The organism is Bradyrhizobium sp. SZCCT0148 (assembly GCF_018129985.1).
GTDB classification, from domain to species: Bacteria; Pseudomonadota; Alphaproteobacteria; order Rhizobiales; family Xanthobacteraceae; genus Bradyrhizobium; species Bradyrhizobium japonicum_H.
Genome location: NZ_JAFCKT010000001.1, coordinates 1,634,188 through 1,659,464 on the forward strand (window position 1 = coordinate 1,634,188; position 25,277 = coordinate 1,659,464).

The following is a 25,277-nucleotide window of genomic DNA, read 5'->3' on the forward strand; positions in this document are numbered from 1 at the left end:
AGTCGAAACATCAGGCACGGACCGCCCTCCGGTCAATCGTAGGGGATTTGCGGAACGGCAGCATCCGGGCTGTCGGTGCAGGCGGCCGGCTCGCCTTGAAACGACATTTGCATCGCATGAGCGTGGGATCGTTCCAGGAGCGCCAGCCCGAGCAATTGGAGCGCGACGAGCACCATCGTCAGCGCGATCGCAACGATGTTGAAACTACGCGCAGGCCGGCGCGCCGACGGCGCGCTCGCGCGCATGAGATCCGTTGGCATGTCCCGGAATGTCATCTTGCTTCCTGAGCAAATGATTTCGTTCAAAGGCAATGTTTCGCCGGGCCGGGCCAGCAAATGGTGATAGCGCTGCAATGCGCGCTGCGCGTCTATCTTGCGTTGCTCGCGGAACACAGCGCCGACGCGGGCGACGATGTCGCGAAACTTGTCGGCCATCGCAAGTGACGTCCTTCGCATGACGATCTCCTCTCACCCCTTACGGGAGACTGATTAGATTCACCGCGGCCTGCTGTGAGTTGCTTCACAAAGAAGTCTGATATGCCGAACAAGAAATCGTGTGACGCGTCTGTAGAAGAGAACGCAAAAACGCGCGTCATTCGATTGAATGACGCGCGATAACTTTCAAATGATGTCTCTGTTTGAACCCGTTCACGAGCTGCCGCGAAGGGCTCGCGGCGCGCGTGCGCGTCAGTGCAGCAGCGGATTGGAGAATCCCGCCGCGAGCTTGACGAGATCGGCCTGACGGGACACACCGGTCTTGGCGAAGACGCGGTGCAGATGCGTCTTCACCGTCGTCTCGGCGATCCCCAGCGCGGCCGCGGTCTCCGGCACACCGCCGACCTCGACGATCGACTGCAGAACCCTCAATTCCGCCGGCGTCAGTTCGAAGGTGCGGTCGATCAGGCCGGCACTGGAGCGACTGTTGAGCTCGGCTTTCCAGACCAGCAAGGCTCCGATGGCCGAGCTGCGCTCGGTCGCCCCATCGCGCAGCAGTGAGGGCAGCGCAATCACATGCGCGACGTAGTGCGAACCGTCATGTGACGTCAGGGAGATCTTTCGACCGTCGGCCGCGGCCATTGCCACTTCGCCAGCTTCACGAAAGATGTTGCGCAGGGCCAGATTGGCCTCTGAGGACCTCGTCACCAGCCGACCGGAGATCGAGCGCAGGACGTCGTCCGCCGCCAGGATCGTCTCGGCCGCCGCGTTGGCGTGGACGATCTGGCAGGCTGCATCGAGCAGGATCACGCCGGCATTCAGACGGTCCACGACGTCGGCCAGCGCGCTCGCGCGTTGCTGCTTCCGGTCGATCGCGCGGTTGATCATCAGCGCCCGGCTCGCATGCGGGACCAGGAACTGCATGCGCGCGCGCTGCTCGGCGTCGAGCATCTCGCTGCCCGGGATGACGGTCAGTAGCATCGGACAGGACGAGTTCGACTGCTCCAGCACCACGTTGGCGACGTCGGTGCAGCCCTGCGGGCGCAGCCATTCCTGATAGAAGCGCCCGCGCCGGTAGTCGTCGTAATTCACGAGGTCAGGTATGTTGCGCACCTGGCCGTATCGGGGAAGCCGGGCGAGCGGATCATACCGCGAATAGGTGTCGGAATAGAGCTGGATATAGTGGGGATCGACGCCGCAATAATAATGCGTCGCACCGGATTTGCTGACCGTGTCCTTTGAAATCAGGCCACAGGCCTGGCTGCCGATGAACGCATTGAGCTTGACGACGACGTCGCCCCACAACTCAGGGTGGAGTCCTGCATCATAGATGCTGTCGATCAGCTCGGAATGTCCTTGAGGTCGGGGCATCGGAAGAGCCAATGGTCACATGCGGAGATTTGCGGAATGGTGTTCGTGCCTTGCGGCTCCTGTGAGTCTGTAGTGAGAGCAAAAGGTTCAACGCCGACGCGATCTGTCAGTGGACGAGCGGATTGGCAAATCCCGCTGCGAGCTTGACGAGATCGGCCTGCCGGGACACGCCGGTCTTGGCGAAGACGCGATGCAGATGCGTTTTCACGGTCGTCTCGGCAATACCGAGCGCAGCCGCCGTTTCCGGGACGCCGCCGACCTCCACGATCGACAGGAACACGCGAAGCTCCGCCGGCGTCAGCTCGAACGTTCGCGCGATCAGTTCGCCACAGGATCGTCCACCGAGCGACACCTTGCGCACAAGCAGCGCACCGGCGGCATCGGCCACGCGTTCGCTGCCATGGCGCAGCAGGGACGACAGCGGCAGCATGTGAGCGACGTAGCGCTCGCCGGTTGCAGTCAACAGCGGAATCGCATGACCGCCTTCGGCAAGCGATGCGCCGTCACGGCAGCCCGCGAGCGCCTTGCGCAGGGTCTGATTGGCTTCGGTGCTGCTGGTCACGAGTTGCCCGGCGACGGACCGCACCACGTCGTCGGCCGCGAGCAGGATCTGACCGGCCGAGTTCGCATGCACCAGGCGGCAGAAGCTGTCGAGCAGGAAGATCCCGACCGCCAGATTGTCCAGCACATCCGCCAGGGCCGACGCCAGCGTCAGTTGCGCAGTCATGGCGCGGTTGACCAGCAGCGCGCGGCTGGCATGCGGCACCAGCAGAGAGAGGCGCTGCTTCATGCCCCGATCGACCATGCGGCGGCCCGACAGCACGGTCATCATCACCGGGCAGCTCGCGTTCGACATCTCCAGTACGACATTGGCCGCATCGCTGCATCCCTGCGGCTGCATCCATTCCTGGTAGAAGCGCCCGCGCCGGTACTCATCGAAATTGACGAGATCCGGAATGCTGACAATCCGGCCGTATGGCGGCAGGACAGTGAGCGGATCGAACTTCGCATGGGTCTCGGAATAGAGCTCGATGTAGTGCGGGTCGGCTCCGCAATAGTAGTGCGTGACACCGGATTTGCTGATCGCGTCCTTCGAGAACAGCCCGCAGGCCTGGCCGCCGACGAAGTCCCGGATGCCTGCCACCACATCGTTCCACAGCGAAGGATCGAGACCGGCATCGTAGATGGACTCGACGAGAGCTGACAGCTTGTGCGATCCGTGCATGGCTCAAAATGGCACTGAATGATCAATGCCGGGAGCATAACACAACCGCGACATGCGACATCCTCCGATCGGAGGAGGAGGCGCCGGCCGGGCGGATGGAGCCCGGCCGGCGGCATCGCGTTCGAGCCGCCAGGGCTGATGCCGGCTCAGAACGCGACGCGAACGCCGCCCTTGGCCGCGCCGGTCCGGCTCTGGTCGGACATCATCATGCCCTCCACGGCGCCGAACACCGACACGTTGCGGCTGGTGCGATAGTCGAAGCCGAGGCCGGCCACCGCGCCGACCGTGCTGCGGCTGCCGGGCGTCACGAAGGCCAGGTTCTGGCCGATCAGCACCGTGTTGATGGTGGTGTCGCCGACGCGCTGGAGCGCGATGACGCCGCCATGGACGTTGGCCTTGAACTCGCCGCCGGCCAAGCTCGTCACCCGCGAGAGATCGACCTCGCCCCGCTCCTCGAAATTCTGCAGCGTGCGGCCGCCGACCGAGAGCGACTGCGCCGAACCCGCCTCGCTATAGCCGTCGAACCGGCCGGCGACATAGCGCAACCGCGCCGTCGGCGTCAGCACGTAGCCGTTGCCGATGTTGAGCCTGTAGCCGTAAGCGACCTCCGAGCTGACGTACCAGCCGCCGTAATTCGCCGTCGCCGTCTCCATGCCGCCGGCGGCTGCGTTGTTCAGCACCAGGCGGCGCGATCTGTTGTCGGCATTGCCGCCCTGGACGGTGAAGTCGAAGAATTGCGAGGCCCATTCGAAGCGGCCGTAGGCGCCGGCGAACACGTAATTGGTGTCGACCGATTGAGAATTGAGATCGACCGAGAGGCCACCCTGCCCGCCACCAAGGAAGGCGCCGACGAGCCAGTTCGGTCGCACCTTGCGATCAATGCCGATCGCCCCACCCCACGCCGTCGAGGTCGCGCGCAGCGTCGCCGCGGTCTCGTCCTGGATGCGCTGGCCGCCAAAGCTGTTGGCCCAGACAGTGATCGGCGCTGGATCAGTCCATAGGCTGCGCGGCGACTTGGCGAAAGGACCGGCCGGCGCCGTCTCCGGCGCATAGGCCATCGCCATCATGTTGCCGCCGGCGGGACCCGCGCCGCCGTTGAGACGGCCCTGCACCAGCGAAGAGGCGCCGCCGGTGAAGTCCATCAGCGTGCGGTCGGTTTGCGCCAGCGCGGTCGGATCGAGCGTCGCGAGCGTGTCGCCGGCAAACACCTTCGGGCCAACGAAGCCGCCGCCTCCGGTGTTGGTGTTGATGACGCCCTCGAAGTTGACGAAGGTCGGGAGCTGAATGGTCGTTAGCGACGATACCCGGCTGCTTAGCGGAACGAAATTGACGTTGACGACATCATTTCCAAAGCCGAAGTCGACCACGCCATTGATCTTCGAACCCGGCAGCAGCGTCAGCGTGTCCGCTTTGGCGGAAAGCCTGATCGCGACCCCGCCGCCGCCAGTGATGGTACCGGAATTCGTGATGTTCGATCCGTCGGTTGATTCGATGCCGATCCGGCCGATGATCATGCCGTAATTGGCGATGTTCGCCTGGGTCGTCAGAATTCCATGACCATTGACGGTCGAGCCCTGAAGCAGGCCTGTATTCGTCACATTCGCGATGTTGGCGTTGACGGCGGCGCTCTGCCCGATGATCGATCCGGAATTCCTCACGTTGCCGAAGATCGCGTTGACGCCGCGGTCTGCCGTGACGGTTCCGGAATTGTCGAGGTTCACCGTGACGCCGCCCAGGCCGAAACCGAGCGTCGTCGCAATCCGTCCCGTGTTGGTCACGTTGACGGTGGTGGCGAAGATGACGGTCGAGCCGCTGGTGATCGTGCCGCTGTTCAGGACGTTGGCCGCGCCGTTCCCGGCGTTAATGCCGGACTGGGTTCCGCTGATCGTGCCGCTGTTTCGGACGAAGACGTCTCCGGTGTCCACAACGACGGCAACGCCCATGCTCCCTGCGGCACTGATCGTCCCGGCATTGTCGATGACGGCGGAAGTAGCGGCGAAAGCCGCATTCTTGTCGCCAATTACGACGCCGCCCGCGAGGTTCGTCAGATCGATGTTTTTCGCCATTATCCCGGCTTCGTGGCCGGAAATCGTGCCGGCGTTACTTACTTTCGCCAGGCGGTCGGAGAAGATCGTGGCGCCGGAAGTTCGGGTCTGCGTGATCAGGCCCGTGCCGAGATTGGTGATGGTTGCATTGCCGCTGGTGTCGATGGCCCTGTCCTCGCCACTGATCGTACCGGCATTGCTGAGAACGATGGTCGCGGGCGTAATGGCGTTGAAGCCGGCAATCGTTGCCCCTTCCACGTTGGTGATCGTCATGTTGCCGCCGGTAATGCCCGCCGCATTCGTTCCACTAATCGTACCCGCGTTGGTGAAAACGCTGTTGTCGCCGACCTTGAAGCCAAAGTCGTTGCCCCTGACGGTCACACCCGCGCGGATGTCATAGGCGTTATTGTCATCCCCGCTCGTTCCGTAGCCCGTGCCGCTGCCCTGCTGGGTGTCCGTGTCACTTGCACACACACCACCGTCGCGTTGCTGACTGGCGCCGTCGGGGTACAGGCGGCCATCGCGGGCTCGCTGGTAGACACCGCAGCGACCACCGCGGCCGGTATTAATAGCCACAGCGATCGCAAAGCCAAAGGCCATCGCGCGACGCCGCCCGGATCCGACACAATCATTCCCAGTCCCTCGAAGCTATTTCGTCGCTCACCTCCTGCGATCGAAGCAGAACGGTTCCCGCGACTCTGAATTCGCAGAACCCAACGTAGAAAGGAGCAATGCCGTCGACTTGGACGGATGCGACCGGGGCCCGGCCTGGAACGAACAGACGCGGTTTTGGCGAAGCGATGATGCAAAGGCGCGACACCTCCGAAAGTACTACGGTTGGTCCCAGCCGATTCTTTCCCCGCTCTCGGCCCAGACCGGCGCGCGATAGATTTCACGGCCGCTGTTGTCCCTGACGCGGATCCAGGCGTTGCGGTCGCGCAGATCGTCACGCCAGACGAAAAGATGGTTTGCCATCTCGTTGGCCACCACGACTGTGGCTTCCGTAGATTCGAACACCATGCCGCCGGGATCGATCTTCACGATGTTGCCGACCAGAAGGTCGAAGAAGAAACGGTGCATTCAATACTCCGGCTGTGGATGCCGCACGCAACGCTGGGGGCAAGGCTTCGCAATCGGGACTCTTGTCGGATCCCCGTCTGCTGGTTGATATCGGCAGTTGGCAGAATTTCAGTCGCGCGCGGTCATGGCATCCCGCCGCTCCTGACGTCGCTCGGCGTCGCGTTATAAGTCCGCCTGAAGCAGCGGTTGAAATAAGAGAGATCGCCGAAGCCGACGTCGTATGCGATCGAGCTCACCGTTCGCCCGGCGTGTCCGGGTTCGCGCAGCATGCGATGCGCGCGCTTGACGCGCTGCTCGATCAGAAAGGAGGAGAACGTCTTGCCGTCCGCCTCGAACAGGCGCTGGAGATAGCGGGGCGTCACGCCGAGTTCCTGCGCGACCGACGCCACCGACAGGTCCTGCCGCCAGCAATTGTTGGCGATGGAGACTTTCGCCTTCTGGAGCCGGGCCGCTTTCACACCGCGCCGGCCGGCCAGCTCCCGCGTTTCACCGGTCGCGCCGAGAACGAGCGCCAGCAGATCGTGCAAATGGCTGACTCCGACCTGCCGGAGTTCGGGCGTTGCGAACGCCTGCTCTCGCACCAGCGTCACCGCGTAGTCGACCAGCAGCCTCAGTCCGATGGACTTTTCCGGCAGGACGCGCATCACGGCATCATCGACGTCCACGATCATCGGGGCCAGTACGCGCCTCGGCACACGCAACGAGAAGCAACTGCCCAGCGACAACCGCTCGAACGTCGTAACGTCCTCCGCGCTCGTCAGGACCGCCTCTCCCGCATTGAGCTTCAGATCGTACCCTCGCTCGGATATCCCGAGAACGCCGGACCTGTTCACGATCAAAGCAAGACTGTCGTCGCCGTCGGCCACCAGCTGCCTGGTTCGAATGACCCGCGCTCCGCACAATCCCCCGATCAGCAACTGGGCTTCCGGCAGGAGGTGGGACGTGAAGCTCGCCGCGGCTGGCTTGCCGTCCCTGGCCTCGACCTCTGCCTTCAGCACTCCGCGACAATAGAAATCGCGAAGCATCGAGATGCGGTCGCCTTCAGGAATTTCATTGGTCGAAACGTTGAGAACGGAAAAATCAACCATGCTGCTCACTGCAATGCCTCCAACCGACGAGCAGGCCGGCCATACGCTGTCGTTTCCTCACACGCGCGTTCGATGCCATCGCGGCATGTTCGTGCGGCGGGCGCTGCTCTTCTTTTCAGAGGCGCGATATACGAAAGACTCGAATGGCTCGCGTCCTGCGTTCGGAGGACCAGCGGGCTCGCCCCATCACAATGGATTGAAAGCGCGGCCGGTGACATCGAGCATGGCGAGAGAATCACGAGGCGCCGTCATCGCCATCTGTCCGCCGGGCGAACGGCACGGCAAAGCCGGCGGCGATCTTCACGAGATCGGCTTGCCTGCCGGCGCCCGTCTTCTCGAACAGGCGGCCGAGATGCGTCTTCACCGTCGTCTCGGCGATGCCGAGTTTTGCGGCGATGCCGGGAACACCGCCGATCTCGACGATTGCCATGAGCACGCGCAATTCGGACGGCGTTAGTCTGAAGGCTGCTGCAATCGCATCGGCTGCGAGCAAAGGCGGCATCGTAGCTCTTTGAACGAAGAGCACCGTGGCTGCGATGTCACGCGGCAGGCTGCGATCCCGCTTCAGCGGAAAGGCATGGAGCAGATAATGCCGCCCATCGCCCGACGTCGCAAGTTGGATCTGTCGACGAGCAGCGGAATGTGTGCCGTGATCGAATTCGCACAGGCCGCGGAATATTTTGTCGGCCTGGGTGTTGCGGGCCACGATCCGGTCGCCGACCATCGCAAGCAAATTCGCGTCGGCGAACAGCCGGCGGCATGCCGCGTTGGCATGGACGACCCGGCCGTCGGCGTCGAGCAGGCAGATCGCCATGTTCAATCCGTCGAGGACGTCCGCGAGGTCGTCGACTGTATGGGATCGTGCCCTGATCTGCCGGCCCATGAGCTGCGACCGCTGGATGTGCGGCGCGAGCAGCCGCATGCGTTCGCGCGTGGTCTCGTCGACGGTTCCGCGGGAGCGATGACGCAGCACCTGCAGGATCGTGGTGCGGGCGGTCGTCTTCTCGAGCTCCACCGTCGCAATGTCTATTGCCCCTTGCGGCTCCACCCACTCGCGATAAAAGCTCGTCTCAATAAAATCCGCATAGGGCATGATGTCGGTCACGCCGATCGTCCATTCGGGGGCGAGGGTGAGATGACGGTCGAGCAGAGGATCGAGCTCCACATACCGGTCGCGATAAAGCTGACGGAAGCGGGCGTCGATTCCAAAATGCTGGTGAATCTCGATCGAAAGCCGCGCCGAATCCCTGGACAGGATCATCGCGGCGCAACCACCGACGAACTGCGAAATCTGTTCCAACGCGCCGCTGCGCAACGCCGGGTCAATCGCAGCGTCGTAGATCTCGCCGATGAGAGACGAGAAGCGATTTGCCTGATGGATCGTCATCGGACGGACGACGCCATTTGCCGGCGGCCGGTCCGAGACGGTGTGCTCGCAATGCGGCAGCTGACGGAGACGACGGACCGATCAATTGCCGCCTTCGGCGAGAAAAAAACGTCGTAGCCGGATGCTTGAATCTCGAACATCGTCCTTGCGTAACGTCAACCGCAGGGTGCGGCTTGGACGGTTTCGCCAAAGACTAGGATAAATGCGAACAGCGTGTTGGCTCTGTGCGATGAGTCACGCGCGGGCTCGCAGCTAGCCGCTTCATCGCCGACATACTGTCGGCTTCACAACCGGCAGCGGCGAACTATTTCCGGTTCTCCTCGCAGAACTTCAACGCCGCCAGCGCTTCGCCGGCACGGGGGATCTGCATCTCGATACTGTCCTCGTCATCGTCCTCGAAATCGAGCGTGAGGCGTTTTGCCTTCGACAGGCGGTCCATCACCGACTGGTCGTACTCGAAGATACCGCGCACCGTGGTCTTGTCCATGACCTCCCACTTCGCCTTCTTCATGATGTCGGCGTCGTCGGTGCCGACATCGGCGCGGAGGATCTCGCCGACTTTGTCCCACTCCCAGCCGTCGTAGATCATCACGATCACGATCGCCTTGTCCGAATAGGTGATCACGATGACGTAGTCGCGGTTCTCGTCATCCTTGTCCTTGTAGCCACGGCTCGCATTGCAATGCGTATCCTGCGTACGCTTTTCGATGGTCCAGTCACCGACTTTGGATTGCTGCGCGAGCGCTGGCCCGGCGCCCAAGGCGCCTGCGGTCAGCAAAGCGGCGAGAAGGTATCGTTTCATGTCAGCCTCCAGCGCGTTCCCGGGCCGAGATGACCACCTCCGCGGGAGTGCCGCAAGGCCCTACCTGGCAGCCTTACCGGCAGTCTTGCCCGGGCAAACCGGCGCCTGTGCCTATTGCCGCCGCGGCACGATCGCGATGGGGGTGAAGGTGTAAACCTCCTCGCCGCTCTGGTTGAACATGGTCCATTTCACCAGCGCGATACCCTGCGGCTTCGACTTCGAGGGCGTCAGGCTCATGACCTCGCCGACCAGATGCAGGCGGTCGTTGGGCCGCACTGGCATCGTCCAGCGCAGGCCGTCGACGCCGGCGCCGATCAACGGATGCGGGCCGAACGGGCGGGTCTGGATCGCGAGGTTCATGGCAATCGCAGCGGTGTGCCATCCCGAGGCTGCAAGGCCCCTGAACAGGGTCGCCTTGGCCGCCTCGTGATCAAGATGCATCGGCTGCGGATCGAACTCGGCCGCGAAGCGCTTGATGTCGGCTTCGGTCACCGTCATCTCGGGAGATTTGAACCGCATCCCAACGCTGAGATCGTCGAACCATTCCACGTGAGCCATGATTTTGCCTCGCAACGCGATTGTTCAACCCGCTGAAAGACGCGGCCGACGTCATTAACCAAGAATGGGATGTAGCTTCTCTGCAGCGCACAAACCAGCCCGGGGTTCCACGCGAAACCCCTTTCCCGGTGCGACGAAACACGCCTGAAACAGACGGCCGTCTAAGTAGTTGTCAAAATCAATACAGGGACGGCCACCATGCAATTCCTCCTCGACCTGATCTATGACTATTCCTGCTGCCGCAACCTCGTCGCCCATTCGCTGCGGGAGGACGAGTCATGATCGAGCTGATCTCGGGCCTGCTTGCCCTCTGCAGCATCGCTGTCTTCGCGGCGCATGCGCTGGATGCCTACCGCACCACTCATTGAGCACCGCGCGATCTGTCGCTGTGCCGCTAAAAAGGGCGCCGGTAGAAATGCTCAGAATGCGACGCCGGCGGGAACCGGTTAGCGAGCGCGAGCGCGCCTTTCTCGTCCGTTTCGAGCGCGATCTTCTGGGCCAGCATGACGTCGCCCGGCACCAGGAAGCCTGATGGCACGAAGCACCATCCCATCGTCGCCCGGCCGTTGCTGTCGATCTCGTGAACGTTGGCGGCCGTGCCGTAATGAATGCGATAGGTCTTGCCGGTGTCGCTGCCGGTAACGTCGAAATACCGATGCTCTTCGAATTGTGCACGCTGTGCAGGCGAGAGCCATTCGAAGAGCAGTCGCCGGCCACGCGAATCCGGCGTGTTCTCGCCAAAGAAGCGCCGATAGAGCTCACGCAGCGCGTGCAATCGCGCACGCGCCGGCGCGCGGAGCCAAACCGCCGTCATCATGAGCAGCTCAGATCAACCGCCGACGAGGCGGGGATAGAACAGCGTTTCCTGCGCGGTCGGGTCGAACGATTTGACGCGAGTGACTTCGCCGGGTCCGTTGCGGAGGGCGGCGGTGAAGCCGGCTCCGGTGAGCTCCCGAAAGCGCCGTTCGGCTCGCGCCAGCGCTTCGGCATTGCCAGGATCAAACTCGTGGCGCGTATCGCCAGTCTGGTCCATCACGATCTGGGTTGCCATGTTGAGTCTCCTCATGCCCAGCCCTGAATCTGATCAAAGCAAACCTCGTGCCGTCTGTTCCAGATGGCAACAACTTTCTCGTGCCGGCGCATCACGCCTTGCTGAGCAGGAGCGTTTCGAACGCAGCGATCGAGGGGTTCGTCAGCGCGAAGCCGCTGTCCCGCCCTCGTCGATCTGCCGGCCCATCAGCGCGATCGCCTTCTGATAGACACCCGCGGCATTCCAGGCCTCGATGGCAGCGAAGTTCGGCTCGCCCGGCTGGTATCCGGCTCCCGCGCGCCAGCCATGGGCCTTGAGGAAATTCGCCGTCGAGTTCAGGGCATTGGCGGCAACTTCGAGATTGCCGGTGCCATAGGCCAGGATATTCTTGGGCATGAACTGGGTCTGGCCGACCTCGCCGTGCATCGAGCCGCGGGTCGCCCCGGACAGCGTGCCACGGTCGACCAGCTTCAGGGCGGCGTAGAGCTGGTCGGTGAAGAATTCGGGGCGGCGGCAGTCATAGGCAAGGGTTGCGATCGACGACAGCATGTTCTGGTTGCCGCGCTGGCTGCCGAAACCGGTCTCCATGCCCCAGATCGCGAGCAGCGGCCCGGGCGGAACGCCGTAGCGCTGCTGAATGGAGGCGAACAAGGCCGCCTGCGACTGCTTGAGCTGGCGCCCCTTGGCGACGATGGTGGTGGCGCCGCGCTTGGCGAGGAACTGGTCGAGCGTCAGCTGGAAGCTGCGCTGGCCGCGGTCGGCCGCGATGGTGGCGCTGGCGTAGTTGGTCTGCATCAGCGCCGCGAGCGCGGTCTGGCCGATGCCCTTGCCTTGCGCCTCCGCACTGAACTCGCGCTTCCAGGCTTCGAAGCCGCCGGGACCGTTGCCGCAAGTCGCGGCCTTGGCGGCGGGCGCCAGGCAACCGAGCAGTGCCATCGCCCCAAAAACCGCCCCGGCTACAGTCCTGCCCCTGGTCATATTCGCGTATCCTCTCTGTCTGCCGACCGTGGACCTCGGCGGCCACGGGATGCCGACCTTACCCGGACGAAGGCGCCGACTCCAAGGCAGGATCATACGATAGTTCCAGCCCTTCCAGGTTGCCTTCCTTCCGCCATTTGTCGAGAAGCCGCAGGAACGCCATCGGCCCGCGCCAATATTGGCTGTTTCGTGCCGCGATCGGGTCGAAGACGCCTTCGTTGTTGTAGTAGCCGGGCGTGCATTCGGCGAGATAGGTCTGCCGGCCGATCGCAGCCTTGACGACCTCGTCGACCCAGGCGTTCTCGGCCGCGAGCGTCGGCTCCAGCGTTCGGGCTTTGCGCTTGCGCGCTTCGGCGATCACATAGGCGATGTGCTGCGACTGCTCGTCGATGATGTGCGGGAAGTTGGCGCTCTGGCCGGCCTGCACCGTGACGATCAGGAAGCAGTTCGGGAAGCCGCGGCTATAGAAGCCATGCATCGTCTTGACGCCGCCCTGCCAGCGCTCAGACAGGCTCATGCCGTCGCGGCCGTAAACCTCGAAGCCCATACGGCGGGCGTAGTCGGTGCCGACCTCGAAACCGCTGGCATAGATCAGACAGTCGAGCTCGTAGGCCTTACCGCCGGCCACGACGGCGTTCGCGGTGATCCGCTCGACGCCCTGCCCTTTGGTGTCGACCAGATGAACGTTCGGGCGGTTGAAGGTGTCGAGAAATTCGTCGTGGAAGCATGGCCGCTTGCAGAATGCCTTGTACCAGGGCTTGAGCGCGTCGGCGGTGGCCGTGTCCTTGACGATCGCATCGACCCGGGCGCGGATCTCCTCCATCTTGCGGTAGTCGGCCTGCTCGATGAGCTTCAGCGCCTCCTCCATGGAGGTCACCGGCTGCTTCTGGCGACGCGGCGCCAGCAGGATCTCGCCGAGCAGGCCGGTCCAGCCGTCCTGCACAAGATCCTTCTCGAACGGCTCGCCTGAGATCACCGCGGTGAAATTGTCCATGCGCTCGCGCTGCCAGCCGGGCTTGAGACTCTGCGCCCAGGCCGGATCCGTCGCGCGGTCGTCGCGCACGCCGATCGCCGACGGCGTGCGCTGGAAGACGTAGAGCTGCTTTGCCGAGCGGCCCAAATGCGGCACGCATTGCACGGCGGTGGCGCCGGTGCCGATGATGCCGACGCGCTTGTCGGCAAGTCCGCTCAGACCACCATCCGCATCGCCGCCGGTGTAGCCGTAATCCCAACGGCTGGAGTGAAAGCTGTGGCCTTTAAAAGTCTCGATGCCGGGAATGCCCGGCAGCTTCGGCCGGCTGAGCGGACCCCCGGCGAGGATGACGAAGCGCGCGTGAATTCGGTCACCCCTGCTGGTCTCGACCAGCCAGCGCGCCTCCTGCTCCTGCCACGCCATGCGCGAGATGACGGTCTGAAACAGCGCGCGATCGTAGAGGCCGAAGTGCCGGCCGATACGGCGGGAATGCTCGTAGATCTCGGGCGCCCGGGCGTATTTGCGCACCGGCATGTAGCCGGTCTCTTCCAGCAGCGGCAGATAGATGTAGCTCTCGGTATCGCAGGCCGCACCGGGATAGCGATTCCAGTACCAGGTGCCGCCGAAGTCCGCAGCCTTTTCCACGATGCGGAAATCATCAATGCCGGCTTCGCGCAAGCGCGCGCCGCAAAGCAGTCCGCCAAAGCCGCCGCCGACGACGAGTACTTCAGTTTCTTCACTGGTTGGTGCGCGCGTAAATTCGGGATCGGCCCAGGGATCGTCGACGTAGCGGCCGAAATCGCCAGATACCTCGACATATTGCGCCTTGCCCTCGGCGCGCAGGCGGCGGTCGCGCTCGTCACGGTAGCGCGCGCGGAGTGCGTCAATGTCGACCGTAGGATCGCCGGCTACACCGGTCTTGTGTCTTTCCGCTGACATTCATTTCCTCCACGGCGAACGCTGCTTCGCCGGCAGCTCACCTCACGTTAGCCCCGAAAAAGTGATGCACGCAATCGCGTCCCATGCTTTTTGCGTGAACGCTGCGCGACGTTCCGCTAACCTCGCGCACAAATCACGAGCGTCCGCCACGCAACGACGTGGCTTCCGGAGGAGACCATGCAGGGATTGATGATGGATATGCCGCTGCTGATCAGCGGCCTGATCCAGTACGCCGCCGACTATCACGGCGAAGCGGAGATCGTCGCGCGCGAGATCGAGGGCGACATTCATCGCACCACCTATGCCGAGGCGCATCCGCGCATCAAGCGCATGGCGCTGGCGTTGAAACGGCTCGGCATGAAGCCCGGCGACCGCGTCGGCACGCTGGCCTGGAACACGCACCGTCATTTCGAGATGTTCTACGCCGCGCCGGGCATGGGTTATGTGCTGCACACCGTCAACCCGCGGCTATTTCCCGAACAGCTCGTCTACATCATCAACCATGCCGAAGACCGCCTGCTGTTCATCGACCGCGCCACGCTGCCGATCGTCGAGGCGATCGCGCCGCAGTTGAAGACGATCGAGGCTTACGTCGTGATGTCCTCGCGCGAGCGCATGCCCGAGACGAAGCTTGCCAACGTCCATTGCTACGAGGAGCTGCTGGACAAGGAGAGCGACGCCGGCTTCATCTGGCCGGAGTTCGACGAGAAATCCGCCTCCACCATCTGCTACACCTCGGGCACGACCGGCAATCCCAAGGGCGTGATCTATTCGCACCGCGCCGCGATCCTGCAGACCATGACCTGCAGCAGTTTCGACTTTCTGCCAGGACATGCCGAAGGCGTGCGCGAGGTGATGATGCCGATGGCGCCGCTGTTCCACGGCAATGGCTGGAACATGCCGTTCACCGCACCCTACACCGGCTCGAAGCTGGTGCTGCCCGGCCGCAATTACGAGCCCGACAAGCTCTACGAATTGCTCGAAGGCGAAAAGGTCACGCTATCGGCGGGCGTGCCGAGCTTCTGGCTGATCCTGCACGACTGGCTTAGCCGCACCGGCAACAAATTCTCCACGCTGCGCGCGACACTGTCGTCGGGCTCGGCGCCGCCGCGCGCCATGGTCGAGAAGCTCAAGCGCGACTACGGCATCGACTACATCCAGGCCTGGGGCATGACCGAGGCGCTGGGCTGCTCGATGCCGGGCTTACGGCCCGGCTCGGAGCACCTCAGCGAAAAGGAGAAGTTCGACCGACGTCAGGTGTCCGGCCGCGCCTGTTTCGGTACAGCCTTGCGTATCGTCGATGACGCCGGAAACGAGCTACCGCGCGACGGCAAGACCGTCGGTCATCTCCGCGCCCGTGGCCCGTGGGTCGCCTCCGGCTACATGAAGCTGGACGAAGGTCTCGACCGCGATGGCTGGCTGATCACCGGCGACATGGCCGTGATCGACAGCCAAGGCCACGTCACGCTCACCGACCGCTCCAAGGACGTGATCAAGTCCGGCGGCGAATGGATCTCCTCGATCCAGCTCGAGGACGTCGCATTGTCCCACCCCGATGTGCTTCAGGCCGCGGTGGTCGCGATCAACCATGAGAAATGGCAGGAGCGCCCCCTGCTCCTGGTCGTCCGCAAGAAGGGCGCGACCGTCGACGGCAAGACGCTGCTCGACCATATGCGCCCGAAAATCGCGAGCTGGTGGATGCCGGACGCCGTCGAATTCCTCGACGAATTGCCGATGACCGGCACCGGCAAGGTGCTCAAATCGACGCTGCGCGAGAAATTCAGGGACTATCGCGTCGCATGAAGCGTCGCGCGCTCGCACTGGAGCCTGCACCATTCACCGATCAAGGAATCAGAGATGCTCTACCCAATGTCGCCGAAGGTCGTCGAGCTCAAGCGCAAGCTCGAGAGCTTCATGGACCGGCACATCTACCCGAACGAGGAGCGCTTCTATCGCGAGGCGGAGGAGCTGGGGCCCTGGAAGGTCTATCCGCTCGTCGAAGAGCTGAAGCCGCTGGCGCGTGCGGAAGGCCTCTGGAACCTGTTCCTGCCGGAATCCGGTCATGGCGCCGGCCTGACCAATCTCGAATACGCCCCGCTCTGCGAAGTGATGGGCCGGTCGCATCTTGCGCCTGAAGTGTTCAATTGCTCGGCGCCCGACACCGGCAACATGGAGGTGCTGGAGCGTTATGGTTCGGAGCAGGATAAGGAACGCTGGCTAAAGCCGCTGCTCGCCGGCGAGATCCGCTCCTGCTTCGCCATGACGGAGCCTGCGGTCGCCTCCTCCGACGCGACCAACATCGAAAGCTCGATCGTGCGCGATGGCGAGCACTACGTCATCAACGGCCGCAAATGGTACACGACCAACGCGACGGATCCGCGCTGCAAGATCTGCATCTTCATGGGCAAGACCGATCCTGACAATCCCGACCGTCACAAGCAGCAATCGATGATCCTTGTGCCGATGGACACGCCAGGCATCGAAGTGAAACGTCCCCTGCCCGTGTTCGGCTTCTACGGCGTGCCCGACCGCGCATCGGAGGTCGTCTTCACCAATGTGCGGGTGCCCAGGGAGAACATGCTGCTCGGCGAGGGCCGCGGCTTCGAGATCGCGCAGGGCCGCCTCGGGCCTGGCCGCATCCACCACTGCATGCGGCTGATCGGCCTTGCCGAACGCACCCTGGAGAAGATGTGCCGCCGGGTGCGCAGCCGCGTCGCCTTCGGCAAGCCGGTCTCCGAGCAGACGGTCACGCAGGAGCGCATCGCGGAAGCCCGCATCATGATCGAACAGGCCCGGCTGCTGACGCTGAACGCGGCCTATGCCATGGACACCGTCGGCAACAAGGTGGCGAAAGCCGAAATCGCGATGATCAAGGTCGCTGTCCCCAACATGGCCTGCCAGGTCATCGACTGGGCGATCCAGGCCCACGGCGGCGGCGGCACCTCGAATGATTTCGGCTTGACCCAGGCCTATGCCACCGCGCGCCTGCTGCGGCTTGCGGACGGACCGGACGAGGTCCATCGGAACCAGATCGCGCGCTTCGAGCTGAAGAAATATTCGAACGCTTGAAAGACGACGGCTGGCTCACCAGGCGACCCTGTCTCAGAGATGCCCTCTTCCACATGGGGAGAGGGCACGCGGATGCGCGACGTCCAAGCCTCAGTTCACCACATACACGTCAGGATCCGCGCTCGAGCTCGGCTTCTTGAAGGCGTTGCGCAAGGCCGGCGACATCGAGACGTTGTAGTTGAGGCCGTTCGGCGGCGTCGGCGACTGCAGCCATTTCTTGTAGAGCACCTCGATCTCCGGGCTTGCATAGAGCTCTGCAGTCGCGCGGTCGGCGAGCGCCTTGAACGGCGCGTCCTCACGCCGCAGCATGATGCCGTAGGGCTCCGGCTTGGAGAACGCCTCCTCGCTGATCATGAAGGCTTGCGGCTCCTTCGAGCGCGCGATCGCGACCGCGAGTTGCACGTCATCGAGTGCGTAGGCCTGTGCGCGGTCGGTTTCCAGCAGCAGGAAGGCCTCGGCCTGGTCCTTCGCCGGCATCACGCTGATGCCGAGATTGCGCTCCGTATTGACCTTGGCGAGCTGGGTCAGGTTGACCGAGCCGGCCACCGCCGTGACCGCCTTGCCCTTGAGATCGTCGATGGTGTTGATCTTCGAGGCCTTTTTGGCTGCAAAGCGTGTCGCACTGAGGAAGTGCGTGTTGGTGAAGGCGACCTGTTTCTGTCGATCTGCGTTGTTGGTGGTCGCCGAGCAATGCAGGTCGAGCGTGCCGTTGACCATCAAGGGAATCCGGTTCGACGAGGTGACAGCGAGCGTGTCGACGGTGATGTCGGGCATGTTGAGTTGCTTTTTCACCGCATCGACGATCGCAAGGCAGATGTCCATGGCAAAGCCGACCGGCTTCTGGTTGCCGTCCAGATAGCTGAACGGGACCGACGCCTCCTGATAGCCGAGCGTGATCTTCTTGGTCTCCTTGATCTTCTGGAGCGTGCCCGTGAGGTCTTCTGCGGAAGCTGCGCTCGCGAGGCATGTGACGGCCAGAAACAGGGTGGGAAGACGCATCGGGGGCTCCTTGAAGAGGTCTCGGCAGTGCTGGCGCGCCGCCGCAGCTGTGATAGCGCAGGCCGGCATCGATCGCCAGACGAGGTTCCGCTTAGCAGCTATCGCGGTTTTTGATCGGCCGGACCAAGGCCGACGTCACGCCCGGCCTAGTCGCAGGTGAGCTGTTGCTCGAACCAGCCGGCGACCCGCCCCGACAGTTGCGGCCACATGCGCTCGAAACCGCCGAGCTTGCCGACATTGACGCGATACATTGCCCGCAATTCCTGCTCGATGGCCGGCAGGTCAACGCCGGCACACACACCATCGCCGACGATCGTTTTGCCCGAAACGACGACCTCCCTGACAAGCGAGGCGTTGCCGCGCGCGAACAGCAGCGTCATGGGATCGACAGGCATGATGCGGTCGCGGTCGAGCCGATCGAGGTCGATCACGACATAGTCGGCGGGGTTGCCGACGACGAGCTCCCCACTCCCGGGCGCACCGGTCGCACGGCGCCCATTGCGGATGGCGAGGGAGAACAGCTCGGCCGGTGTCCAAGTCGCCTTGAAGCCGAGGCCACCATGGACCATCTGCACAAGCCGCATCTCGCGCAGGATGTCGTCGTCCTCATCCAGCGCCAGCCCGTCGACGCCGACCGCGATGGCGCAACCGCATTTGTGTGCGGCCGCGATCGGGGCGAGGCCCGACCTCAGATGCATGTTCGAGCTGAAATTGGTGACGATGCGCGCACCCGACGCAGCGATCATCTCAAGCTCGTCCGAGCGGGCGTGGATGCAGTGCGCCAGCGTCAGTCGCTCCGAAAGGAAACCTATGTCGCGAAGCCAGCGCACCATGTCCGGAAAGTTCTGGTCGGCCCAGGCGCGCTGATACACGGTCTCCAGCAGATGCATGTGGATGCGCCGGCCTGTCCGCGCCGAATTCTCGGCAATCGCCTCCAGCAGCGGCTTCGAGCACCATTGCACGCCGGCGGGCCCGAGCTGCACATCGATCATCGGACCGGCGATGGCGGCCGCGATGGCGTCAGTCAGCTCGATATAGACCTTCGGCGACATCGGCGCGCGGATGAAGAGGTCTTCGATGGCCTTGCGATCTTCGGCCGGAAGTCCCGAGAGCGCCGGCTCTGCATCGCCATAAACGATCGGATTCTGGTCACGCACCGCAAGCGCAAAGGCCATGCGGATGCCGACGTCGGATGCCGCCCTTGCGATCGCCATGGCCTCGTCGAGCAATGGCATCGTCCCGCTCGGCCGGGTGTAGTGCACCATCATGGCCGCGCAGCCGGCCTTTGCGGAACAGGCGAGCGCAGCGGCTGCGGTCAGGTAAGGATCGACCGGCGTGCCGAGCGCGGTTCGCAGGATCCAGCTTTCCAGGGGCATGCCGACCGCGCCAAAGGATGATGCCGTGGCGCGGGCGTGGTCGTGGGCGTTCACGAACGCGGGAACAACGAAGGAGCGTGCGCCGCCAGCGGCCCCCGCCCGTGTCGAGATGTCGGTGATCACGCCGCCGTCGTGCCTGAGCACGACGTCGTCGCTGATACCGAGGTCGGGGCCACGGAACAGGCTGCTCGCCGAAATTTCCGTGGCCATGGCGGTCTCTCCGGGCTCAGTTAGCGGTATACACCAACTCCCTCTCGGCCCGCGGCGGCAGGAACTCGCGCGAGAACACTTCGGCCGTAGCAGGCGCGCGGGCGAGCTGATAGCCTTCGACGATGATGCCGATGGCGCGCGTCATGCGCTCGTCCTTGATGTCGCCCACGCCGATCTCCTTCATCTCCGGCGAGACGATCAGCTTGTCAAACGAATATTGCAGCCGGCGCTTCTCGACCGCGACGTCGATGAGATTGTCGTAATTCAGCGCGGCCTTCATGCCGGCATTCTGGTCCTTGGCCACCGCGATCGCGGCCTTGTTGATGGCACGCACGAGACCCGCGACCGCTTTCGGGTTCGACGCGATCAATTTCTTGGAGACCATGACGCCGTTGGAATAGAGGTCGAGACCGTAGTCACCGAACGAGAACCATTTGAAGTCCTTGTCGGGGTCCTGGCGGTTCAGCACCAGGTTGAAATAACTGGTGATGTTGAAAACGAGCGCGCCGTCGATATCGCCCTTGATCAGCATCGGCTCCTGGAGATTCGGCGCCATGTTGGAGATCTTGATCTTCTCGCCATCGAGGCCGTTCTTGCGCGTGAACACCGGCAGCAGGCGGGTCGTTGGCGTGCCCTGCGCGCCGCCGAGGGTGCGGCCTTCAAAATCCTTGATGGTGTTGATGCCGCTGGTCTTCTTGGCGACGATCGCGAACGGCGGCTGGTTCCACATCATGTAGACCATGACGGGCGCCTCCTGCGGCTTGGTCGAAGCGTTCTGGATGATGGCGTTGACGTCGCCAAAGCCGGCGTCATAGGCGCCGGACATGATGCGCGTCACGGTGGCACCGGAGCCCTCGCCCTGGTCGATGACGACGTTCAGGCCCTCTTCTTTGAAAAGGCCGTTGTCCTTGGCGTAGAAGAAGGCCGCATCGCTGCCTTGGGTCTTCCAGCCCAGGGTGAACTTGATCGTGGTCTCCTGGGCCGACGCGGCCCCCGTGGACAGGGCCAATCCCAGCAGCGCGATAATTACGTTTCTCAACATCGAGACCTCCTCAAGCTTCATTGCGTAACGGTTCAGAAATTCAGGTGGCAATCACGTCGTTCTTGCGCGTCGCCCAACCGGTGACGCGGCCCTCGATCAGCGAAAACACGGCGTAGAGCGCGACACCGAGGCCGGCGAGCACGAACAGGCCAGCGAACACCAGCGGCACGTTGAAATTGGAGGACGCGGTCATCATGACGTTGCCGATGCCGCGGTTGGAGGCGACGGTCTCCGACAGCACCGCGCCGACGAAGGCGTAGGAGATCGCGACCTTCAGCGAAGCGAAGAAGAACGGCATCGTCCGGGGCAGACCGACATTCCAGAGGATGTCGAACTTGCTGGCGCCGAGCGCCTTCAGCACGTCCTCGAGTTCCGGCTCCGTGGTCGCAAGGCCCGTCGCGATATTCACGACGATCGGGAAGAAGCAGATCGACAGCGCCGTCAGGACCGCGGGCACTGTGCCTGATCCGAACCACAGCACGAAGATCGGCACCACCGCGACCTTGGGGATCGAGGAGAAGCCGATCAGCAGCGGATAGCAGGTGTCGTAGGCGGTCTTCGATACACCGATGATCGCGCCGAGCGCGACACCGAGCGCGACGCCAAGGACGAAGCCGAACATCGTCGTCCCGAGCGTCTGCAGGATATGCGGCCACAGCACCGGGAAGCGCTGGACCAGCGTCACGAACACTTGCGACGGCCGCGGCAGCACGAGGTCCGACATGCCCGTGATCACGCAGAACAATTCCCAGGCGACGAAGAACAGCACGATCAATCCGGCCGACCACGCCTTCTGCCTGATATCGATCCCGAACATCAGCCTGTCCCCTGCTGAGCCGCGCTGCGCGCATCCTCGATGAAGGCGCGCAGCTTCTGATTTAGCGCGACGAATTGCGGTTCGAAGGTCATGGCGACAGTGCGCGGGCGGGCGAACTCGACGCGGCTGTCGTCGAGGATGCGGCCGGGGCGCGCGCTCATCACGCAGATGCGGCTGGCGAGGAAGCCAGCCTCGCGCAGATCGTGCGTGACCAGCAGCACCGTCGGCCTGTGCGTCATCCAGAGGTTCTGCAAGATCGCCCATAGTTCCTCGCGGGTGAATTGGTCCAGCGCGCCAAACGGCTCGTCGAGCAGCAGCATGCGGGGCTCGTGGATCAGCGCCCGGCAGAGATTGGCGCGTTGGAGCATGCCGCCGGAGAGCTGCCAGGGGTACCGGTTGCCGAAGCCTTTGAGGCCGACCTGCTCCAGCAGCGCGTTGGCCTTGTCGCGGAATTCGGTCTTGCGCAGCCTGCGGAAGCTGGAGCGGAACGGCTCGACGATCTTCAGCGGCAGCATGATGTTCCGCTCGATCGTCATCCACGGCAGCATGGTCGGATTCTGAAACGCCATGCCGACCCGCAACGCGCGTGCTGCGACCTCCCGGCCACCGACGATGACGACGCCGCTGGTCGGCTGCACCAAGCCGCTGACCAGACGCAAAATGGTCGATTTGCCGCATCCGGACGGGCCGACCAGTGCGACAAACTCACCGTCGGCGATCTTGAGCGTCGTCTTCGACAGAGCGGGCACGGCCCGGTCGCCGCGCCCGAAGGTCACGGCGGCCTCGGATAGCTCGATGGCGGTGACCGCGGCTCCTTCGGGAACAGGCCGGCCGTCAAACTGGGTTTGGGGGTGCATGCGCATCACAACCAAAGTGCATGCAAGCTGGATGCCAGCCCCCGCTCCCCGAAAAATCAATGGCTTGGCAAAATTGCGCCATGAACGACCGGATGTGTTTTGGGCAATTCGGGCATCAAACTGCATGCAATTGCAGCGCTGGATTGCGCCACGGCCGTGCTAAAAACGGCTTTCGACCGCATTCTCAAGGATTCGCCCGATGGCGGCGCGCCCCACCAGCAAGACGTCTGAATCATCCGACAAGGTCAGCGTGATCTGCCGCGCGCTACGCCGCGCGATTATCGAGCAGGCACTCGAGCCCGGCGCAAAGCTGCCCGAGGATTCGCTCGGTGAGCGCTTCGGCGTCAGCCGCACCATTGCGCGTTATGCGCTGGGGCAACTCGCGGCCGAGGGCCTTGTGGAACTGCGTCGCAACCGCATCGCGGTGGTGGCGACGCCGAGCTGGCAGGAAGCGCGCGATGCCTTCGATATCCGTATCGAGCTTGAACGCCTCGTCGTCCGCCAACTCGCGGGCAAGCTGACCAAGGCGCAGATCGCGGAGCTGAATGCCCATGTCGACGCCGAGGACGGCGCACGCGGCGGCACGGACGCGGTCTCGATCCGCCTGGCCACTGAATTCCACATCCTGCTCGCGCAGATGACGAACAGCCCGATATTGGTGCGCTATGTCAGCGAAGTCGCCTATCGCTGCTGCTTGACGCTGTCGCTGTACAGCCGTCCGCATTCGACGGAATGCGCGATCAACGAACACCGCGCCATTATTTCCGCGCTGGCCAAAGGCGATGAGGCCAAGGTGATGGACCTCATGCATCATCACCTGGATTCGGTGGCCAATCGCGCGCTGGTCGCCCCCACTCCGCAGCGTGGTCGTGATCTGCTCGACATTCTCGCGCCCTATGCCGACGACATCGCCGGCAACCGAGTGGTCAAGCTGCCAAAGGTCGCGCGACGCTAAAGCACAATGAATTGCGCTTTGGCCTGTCTTGTTTGCGCATGATCTGATCGGAAAACCGCTGCACTCTTTTCCGGTTGTGCGCGTCAGGCCTCGATCCCGCGTTGGACCAGAATCCGCTCGGCGCTGTCGTTCCAGACGTCCATCTTCACGATCTGCCCGCCCTTGACGACGAAGCGATCGACATAGCGATTGCCTTCGAACGGCGTGCCGTCGATCCACTCCCCATAGAGCGTGCCGACGCTGTAGACGACGGTTTCATCTGCGCCGGGACAGACGTCGAACCGGTCCATCTTCTTCTTCACCCATCGATAACGCTTGGCGTTGAACCCGGTCGGCCCGCGCGGATGATCAAACCCCCGCCCGCCGGTAAAGGTGATCACCGTGCCGGGCTTCATGAAGACCGCGGCGGCGTCGGGATCAGGTATCATCGAGGCCGTCAGATAGGCCTCCACAATCTCGGCGTCGGTCATCGGGCGTTCGGCTGTGTCAGGGGCTGACATGCTGGTTCTCCGGGGTGCGGCATCCTACAATCCACGCCCGAAAGTGCATGCACATTTTTTGGACAAGTTGGCGGAGCAACTGCACACAATCTGGAGCTGCCCGCCCTGGGACCTTCCGCTAGATTACCGCAGCTGAATCGATGCCATGACCACGCAGACCGCCTTCGACCTGATCTTCCGCCACGCGCTGTTGCGCTCATCCGCCGCAACCGTCGATATCGGCGTGAAGGGCGGAAGGATCGCCGCGATTGCGCCAAGGCTCACCTGCGAGGCGGTCGAGATCGATCTCGGCGGGAATTTGGCCCTGCCGGGCTTCGTCGACACCCACATCCATCTCGACAAGGCCTGCCTGCTCGGCCGCTGCGCGCACAATCACGGCAGCGTCTCGGAAGCCATCCGCGCCGTCGCCGGAATGAAGAAGGACTTTACCGTCGAAGACGTGTACGCCCGCGGCGCCCGCGTGCTCGAGCGCGCCATCGTGAACGGTACGACGCGGATGCGCACCCATGTCGAGATCGATCCGCGCATCGGCCTGCGCGGCTTCGAGGCGGTCAAGTCGCTCAAGCGCGACTATGCCTGGGCGATCGACCTGTCGCTCTGCGTCTTTCCGCAGGAAGGCCTGACCAACGACCCCGGCAGCGACGAATTGCTGGTACAGGCGCTGCGCGATGGCGGCGAAGCCATCGGCGGCTGTCCCTACATGGACACGGATCCGAACGCCCATCTGGCGCGCATCTTTGATCTCGCGGAGGAATTCGATGTCGACGTCGATCTCCATCTCGACTTCGATCTCGATCCCTCGTGGTGGCATCTCGACGAAGTCTGCCGCCAGACCGAACGACGCAACTACGGTGGACGCGTTGCGATCGGCCACGCCACCAAGCTCTCGGCACTGCCGCCGGAGCGGATGAAGGCCGCGACCACGCAATTGGCGAAAGCCGGCGTCGCCGTCACCGTGCTGCCGGCGACCGATCTCTATCTGATGGGCCGCGAGGCCACCCACAACGCGCCGCGCGGGCTGACGCTTGCCCACAAGCTCGCGGACGATGGCGTGCTGTGTTCGGTCGCCACCAACAACGTGCTCAATCCGTTCACGCCATTCGGCGACGCCTCGCTGCTGCGGATGGCAAATTTCTACGCCAATGTCGCGCACGCCTCGGTTAGCGACTTCGACACCTGCCTCGATCTCGTCACCGAGCTGCCGGCGCGGCTGATGAATCTCGACGATTACGGCGTCAAAGTCGGCAATCCCGCCGATCTCATCGTGCTCGACACGCAGGACAGCCGGTTTGCGATCGCCGAGCTGCCCGACGTCATGATGGGCTTCAAGGATGGCCGGCAGACCTTTGTACGGCAGCGGCCGGTCCTGTTCCGGCGAGGGAGCTCAACGCCTGTCCAGTCAGGGTTCCAACGGTAAAATCGTCGGAACAAACCGTCTATCATTGGACCGTTCCGGACCGGTTTCGCGGCTCCAATCCGAGTCCGGTAGAATCCCGGACCGTAGCTGCGCGCATTGCACAACGTGCCACCCAGATCATACTA

The 25,277-nt window shown here is 63.5% G+C and carries 23 protein-coding genes; 4 read left to right on the plus strand and 19 right to left on the minus strand.

Annotated elements, in window-relative coordinates:
• Positions 1 to 32 precede the first annotated feature (32 nt).
• From JQ580_RS33765 to JQ580_RS07985, 13 genes are all read right to left on the minus strand, one after another.
• Positions 33 to 434 carry a hypothetical protein gene (locus JQ580_RS33765; RefSeq protein WP_249133964.1) on the minus strand — a complete coding sequence of 134 codons (402 nt, stop codon included), beginning with the start codon at positions 432 to 434 and terminating at the stop codon, positions 33 to 35.
• A 252-nt stretch (positions 435 to 686) separates the two neighbouring features.
• On the minus strand, positions 687 to 1,805 hold the full coding sequence (locus JQ580_RS07930; protein ID WP_212279077.1) for a helix-turn-helix transcriptional regulator: 1,119 nt from the start codon (positions 1,803 to 1,805) through the stop codon (positions 687 to 689).
• 106 nt (positions 1,806 to 1,911) lie between these two features.
• Positions 1,912 to 3,030: a helix-turn-helix transcriptional regulator gene (locus tag JQ580_RS07935; protein ID WP_212279078.1), complete on the minus strand. Its 1,119-nt coding sequence runs from the start codon at positions 3,028 to 3,030 to the stop codon at positions 1,912 to 1,914.
• Between the two features lie 146 nt (positions 3,031 to 3,176).
• Positions 3,177 to 5,549, minus strand: a complete 2,373-nt coding sequence (locus JQ580_RS34210) for an autotransporter family protein (RefSeq protein ID WP_212279079.1) — start codon at positions 5,547 to 5,549, stop codon at positions 3,177 to 3,179.
• 357 nt (positions 5,550 to 5,906) lie between these two features.
• On the minus strand, positions 5,907 to 6,155 hold the full coding sequence (locus JQ580_RS07945) for a DUF6894 family protein (RefSeq protein ID WP_212279080.1): 249 nt from the start codon (positions 6,153 to 6,155) through the stop codon (positions 5,907 to 5,909).
• 122 nt (positions 6,156 to 6,277) lie between these two features.
• Positions 6,278 to 7,243 (minus strand): helix-turn-helix transcriptional regulator, encoded by a 966-nt coding sequence (locus JQ580_RS07950; protein WP_212279081.1) that lies wholly within the window; start codon positions 7,241 to 7,243, stop codon positions 6,278 to 6,280.
• 235 nt (positions 7,244 to 7,478) lie between these two features.
• Complete coding sequence (locus JQ580_RS07955) at positions 7,479 to 8,630, minus strand: helix-turn-helix transcriptional regulator (protein ID WP_212279082.1); 1,152 nt, start codon at positions 8,628 to 8,630, stop codon at positions 7,479 to 7,481.
• Positions 8,631 to 8,934: 304 nt separating this feature from the next.
• Entirely contained in the window at positions 8,935 to 9,432 is a 498-nt protein-coding gene (locus JQ580_RS07960) for a hypothetical protein (RefSeq protein ID WP_212279083.1), read from the minus strand.
• A 111-nt stretch (positions 9,433 to 9,543) separates the two neighbouring features.
• Positions 9,544 to 9,990 (minus strand): MaoC family dehydratase, encoded by a 447-nt coding sequence (locus JQ580_RS07965; RefSeq protein ID WP_212279084.1) that lies wholly within the window; start codon positions 9,988 to 9,990, stop codon positions 9,544 to 9,546.
• Between the two features lie 394 nt (positions 9,991 to 10,384).
• A complete protein-coding gene (locus JQ580_RS07970) occupies positions 10,385 to 10,807 on the minus strand; it encodes a hypothetical protein (protein ID WP_212279085.1) in 423 nt (140 codons plus the stop codon).
• Positions 10,808 to 10,819: 12 nt separating this feature from the next.
• Positions 10,820 to 11,041, minus strand: coding sequence for a hypothetical protein (locus JQ580_RS07975; RefSeq protein WP_094974689.1), 222 nt, complete (start codon positions 11,039 to 11,041; stop codon positions 10,820 to 10,822).
• A gap of 141 nt (positions 11,042 to 11,182) precedes the next feature.
• Positions 11,183 to 11,998, minus strand: coding sequence for a lytic murein transglycosylase (locus JQ580_RS07980; protein WP_212279086.1), 816 nt, complete (start codon positions 11,996 to 11,998; stop codon positions 11,183 to 11,185).
• Positions 11,999 to 12,056: 58 nt separating this feature from the next.
• On the minus strand, positions 12,057 to 13,910 hold the full coding sequence (locus JQ580_RS07985) for a flavin-containing monooxygenase (protein WP_212279087.1): 1,854 nt from the start codon (positions 13,908 to 13,910) through the stop codon (positions 12,057 to 12,059).
• Between the two features lie 177 nt (positions 13,911 to 14,087).
• Between JQ580_RS07985 and JQ580_RS07990 the strand changes: the two genes are divergently transcribed.
• Both JQ580_RS07990 and JQ580_RS07995 read left to right on the plus strand, forming a co-directional pair.
• Positions 14,088 to 15,713, plus strand: coding sequence for a long-chain fatty acid--CoA ligase (locus JQ580_RS07990; protein WP_212279088.1), 1,626 nt, complete (start codon positions 14,088 to 14,090; stop codon positions 15,711 to 15,713).
• A gap of 54 nt (positions 15,714 to 15,767) precedes the next feature.
• Positions 15,768 to 16,979: an acyl-CoA dehydrogenase family protein gene (locus tag JQ580_RS07995; protein WP_212279089.1), complete on the plus strand. Its 1,212-nt coding sequence runs from the start codon at positions 15,768 to 15,770 to the stop codon at positions 16,977 to 16,979.
• Positions 16,980 to 17,069: 90 nt separating this feature from the next.
• Here JQ580_RS07995 and JQ580_RS08000 read toward each other — a convergent pair whose 3' ends face one another.
• The 5 genes from JQ580_RS08000 to JQ580_RS08020 form a co-directional block, all read right to left on the minus strand.
• The gene (locus JQ580_RS08000) at positions 17,070 to 17,978 is read right to left on the minus strand and encodes an amino acid ABC transporter substrate-binding protein (RefSeq protein WP_212279090.1); all 909 of its coding nucleotides are present in this window, start codon (positions 17,976 to 17,978) and stop codon (positions 17,070 to 17,072) included.
• 146 nt (positions 17,979 to 18,124) lie between these two features.
• The gene (locus tag JQ580_RS08005; RefSeq protein WP_212279091.1) at positions 18,125 to 19,564 is read right to left on the minus strand and encodes an amidohydrolase family protein; all 1,440 of its coding nucleotides are present in this window, start codon (positions 19,562 to 19,564) and stop codon (positions 18,125 to 18,127) included.
• Between the two features lie 16 nt (positions 19,565 to 19,580).
• A complete protein-coding gene (locus JQ580_RS08010) occupies positions 19,581 to 20,606 on the minus strand; it encodes an ABC transporter substrate-binding protein (RefSeq protein ID WP_212279092.1) in 1,026 nt (341 codons plus the stop codon).
• A gap of 40 nt (positions 20,607 to 20,646) precedes the next feature.
• Complete coding sequence (locus JQ580_RS08015; RefSeq protein ID WP_212279093.1) at positions 20,647 to 21,423, minus strand: ABC transporter permease; 777 nt, start codon at positions 21,421 to 21,423, stop codon at positions 20,647 to 20,649.
• The gene (locus tag JQ580_RS08020; protein WP_249133965.1) at positions 21,423 to 22,280 is read right to left on the minus strand and encodes an ABC transporter ATP-binding protein; all 858 of its coding nucleotides are present in this window, start codon (positions 22,278 to 22,280) and stop codon (positions 21,423 to 21,425) included. The genes JQ580_RS08015 and JQ580_RS08020 overlap by 1 nt, the downstream gene beginning before the upstream one ends.
• Positions 22,281 to 22,479: 199 nt before the next feature.
• Between JQ580_RS08020 and JQ580_RS08025 the strand changes: the two genes are divergently transcribed.
• Positions 22,480 to 23,235 carry a GntR family transcriptional regulator gene (locus tag JQ580_RS08025; RefSeq protein ID WP_212279095.1) on the plus strand — a complete coding sequence of 252 codons (756 nt, stop codon included), beginning with the start codon at positions 22,480 to 22,482 and terminating at the stop codon, positions 23,233 to 23,235.
• An 83-nt stretch (positions 23,236 to 23,318) separates the two neighbouring features.
• Here the strand turns inward: JQ580_RS08025 and JQ580_RS08030 are convergent, their stop codons facing one another.
• Positions 23,319 to 23,735 (minus strand): nuclear transport factor 2-like protein, encoded by a 417-nt coding sequence (locus JQ580_RS08030; protein WP_212279096.1) that lies wholly within the window; start codon positions 23,733 to 23,735, stop codon positions 23,319 to 23,321.
• Positions 23,736 to 23,880: 145 nt separating this feature from the next.
• On the opposite strand from JQ580_RS08030, the gene JQ580_RS08035 reads away from it, so the two are divergent.
• Complete coding sequence (locus JQ580_RS08035) at positions 23,881 to 25,152, plus strand: amidohydrolase family protein (RefSeq protein ID WP_212279097.1); 1,272 nt, start codon at positions 23,881 to 23,883, stop codon at positions 25,150 to 25,152.
• Positions 25,153 to 25,277: the final 125 nt, after the last annotated feature.

Coding starts and splice junctions, on each gene's coding strand:
- JQ580_RS08015 (WP_212279093.1), bottom strand. CDS start 21,423: ATGTTCGGGATCGATATCAGGCAGAAGGCGTGGTCGGCCGGATTGATC.
- JQ580_RS07930 (WP_212279077.1), bottom strand. CDS start 1,805: ATGCCCCGACCTCAAGGACATTCCGAGCTGATCGACAGCATCTATGAT.
- JQ580_RS08005 (WP_212279091.1), bottom strand. CDS start 19,564: ATGGCCACGGAAATTTCGGCGAGCAGCCTGTTCCGTGGCCCCGACCTC.
- JQ580_RS07950 (WP_212279081.1), bottom strand. CDS start 7,243: ATGGTTGATTTTTCCGTTCTCAACGTTTCGACCAATGAAATTCCTGAA.
- JQ580_RS07980 (WP_212279086.1), bottom strand. CDS start 11,998: ATGACCAGGGGCAGGACTGTAGCCGGGGCGGTTTTTGGGGCGATGGCA.
- JQ580_RS07990 (WP_212279088.1), top strand. CDS start 14,088: ATGCAGGGATTGATGATGGATATGCCGCTGCTGATCAGCGGCCTGATC.
- JQ580_RS07960 (WP_212279083.1), bottom strand. CDS start 9,432: ATGAAACGATACCTTCTCGCCGCTTTGCTGACCGCAGGCGCCTTGGGC.
- JQ580_RS33765 (WP_249133964.1), bottom strand. CDS start 434: ATGGCCGACAAGTTTCGCGACATCGTCGCCCGCGTCGGCGCTGTGTTC.
- JQ580_RS07945 (WP_212279080.1), bottom strand. CDS start 6,155: ATGCACCGTTTCTTCTTCGACCTTCTGGTCGGCAACATCGTGAAGATC.
- JQ580_RS08030 (WP_212279096.1), bottom strand. CDS start 23,735: ATGTCAGCCCCTGACACAGCCGAACGCCCGATGACCGACGCCGAGATT.
- JQ580_RS08035 (WP_212279097.1), top strand. CDS start 23,881: ATGACCACGCAGACCGCCTTCGACCTGATCTTCCGCCACGCGCTGTTG.
- JQ580_RS07975 (WP_094974689.1), bottom strand. CDS start 11,041: ATGGCAACCCAGATCGTGATGGACCAGACTGGCGATACGCGCCACGAG.
- JQ580_RS08020 (WP_249133965.1), bottom strand. CDS start 22,280: ATGCACCCCCAAACCCAGTTTGACGGCCGGCCTGTTCCCGAAGGAGCC.
- JQ580_RS08025 (WP_212279095.1), top strand. CDS start 22,480: ATGGCGGCGCGCCCCACCAGCAAGACGTCTGAATCATCCGACAAGGTC.
- JQ580_RS07970 (WP_212279085.1), bottom strand. CDS start 10,807: ATGATGACGGCGGTTTGGCTCCGCGCGCCGGCGCGTGCGCGATTGCAC.
- JQ580_RS07955 (WP_212279082.1), bottom strand. CDS start 8,630: ATGACGATCCATCAGGCAAATCGCTTCTCGTCTCTCATCGGCGAGATC.
- JQ580_RS07985 (WP_212279087.1), bottom strand. CDS start 13,910: ATGTCAGCGGAAAGACACAAGACCGGTGTAGCCGGCGATCCTACGGTC.
- JQ580_RS07995 (WP_212279089.1), top strand. CDS start 15,768: ATGCTCTACCCAATGTCGCCGAAGGTCGTCGAGCTCAAGCGCAAGCTC.
- JQ580_RS07965 (WP_212279084.1), bottom strand. CDS start 9,990: ATGGCTCACGTGGAATGGTTCGACGATCTCAGCGTTGGGATGCGGTTC.
- JQ580_RS07935 (WP_212279078.1), bottom strand. CDS start 3,030: ATGCACGGATCGCACAAGCTGTCAGCTCTCGTCGAGTCCATCTACGAT.
- JQ580_RS08010 (WP_212279092.1), bottom strand. CDS start 20,606: ATGTTGAGAAACGTAATTATCGCGCTGCTGGGATTGGCCCTGTCCACG.
- JQ580_RS08000 (WP_212279090.1), bottom strand. CDS start 17,978: ATGCGTCTTCCCACCCTGTTTCTGGCCGTCACATGCCTCGCGAGCGCA.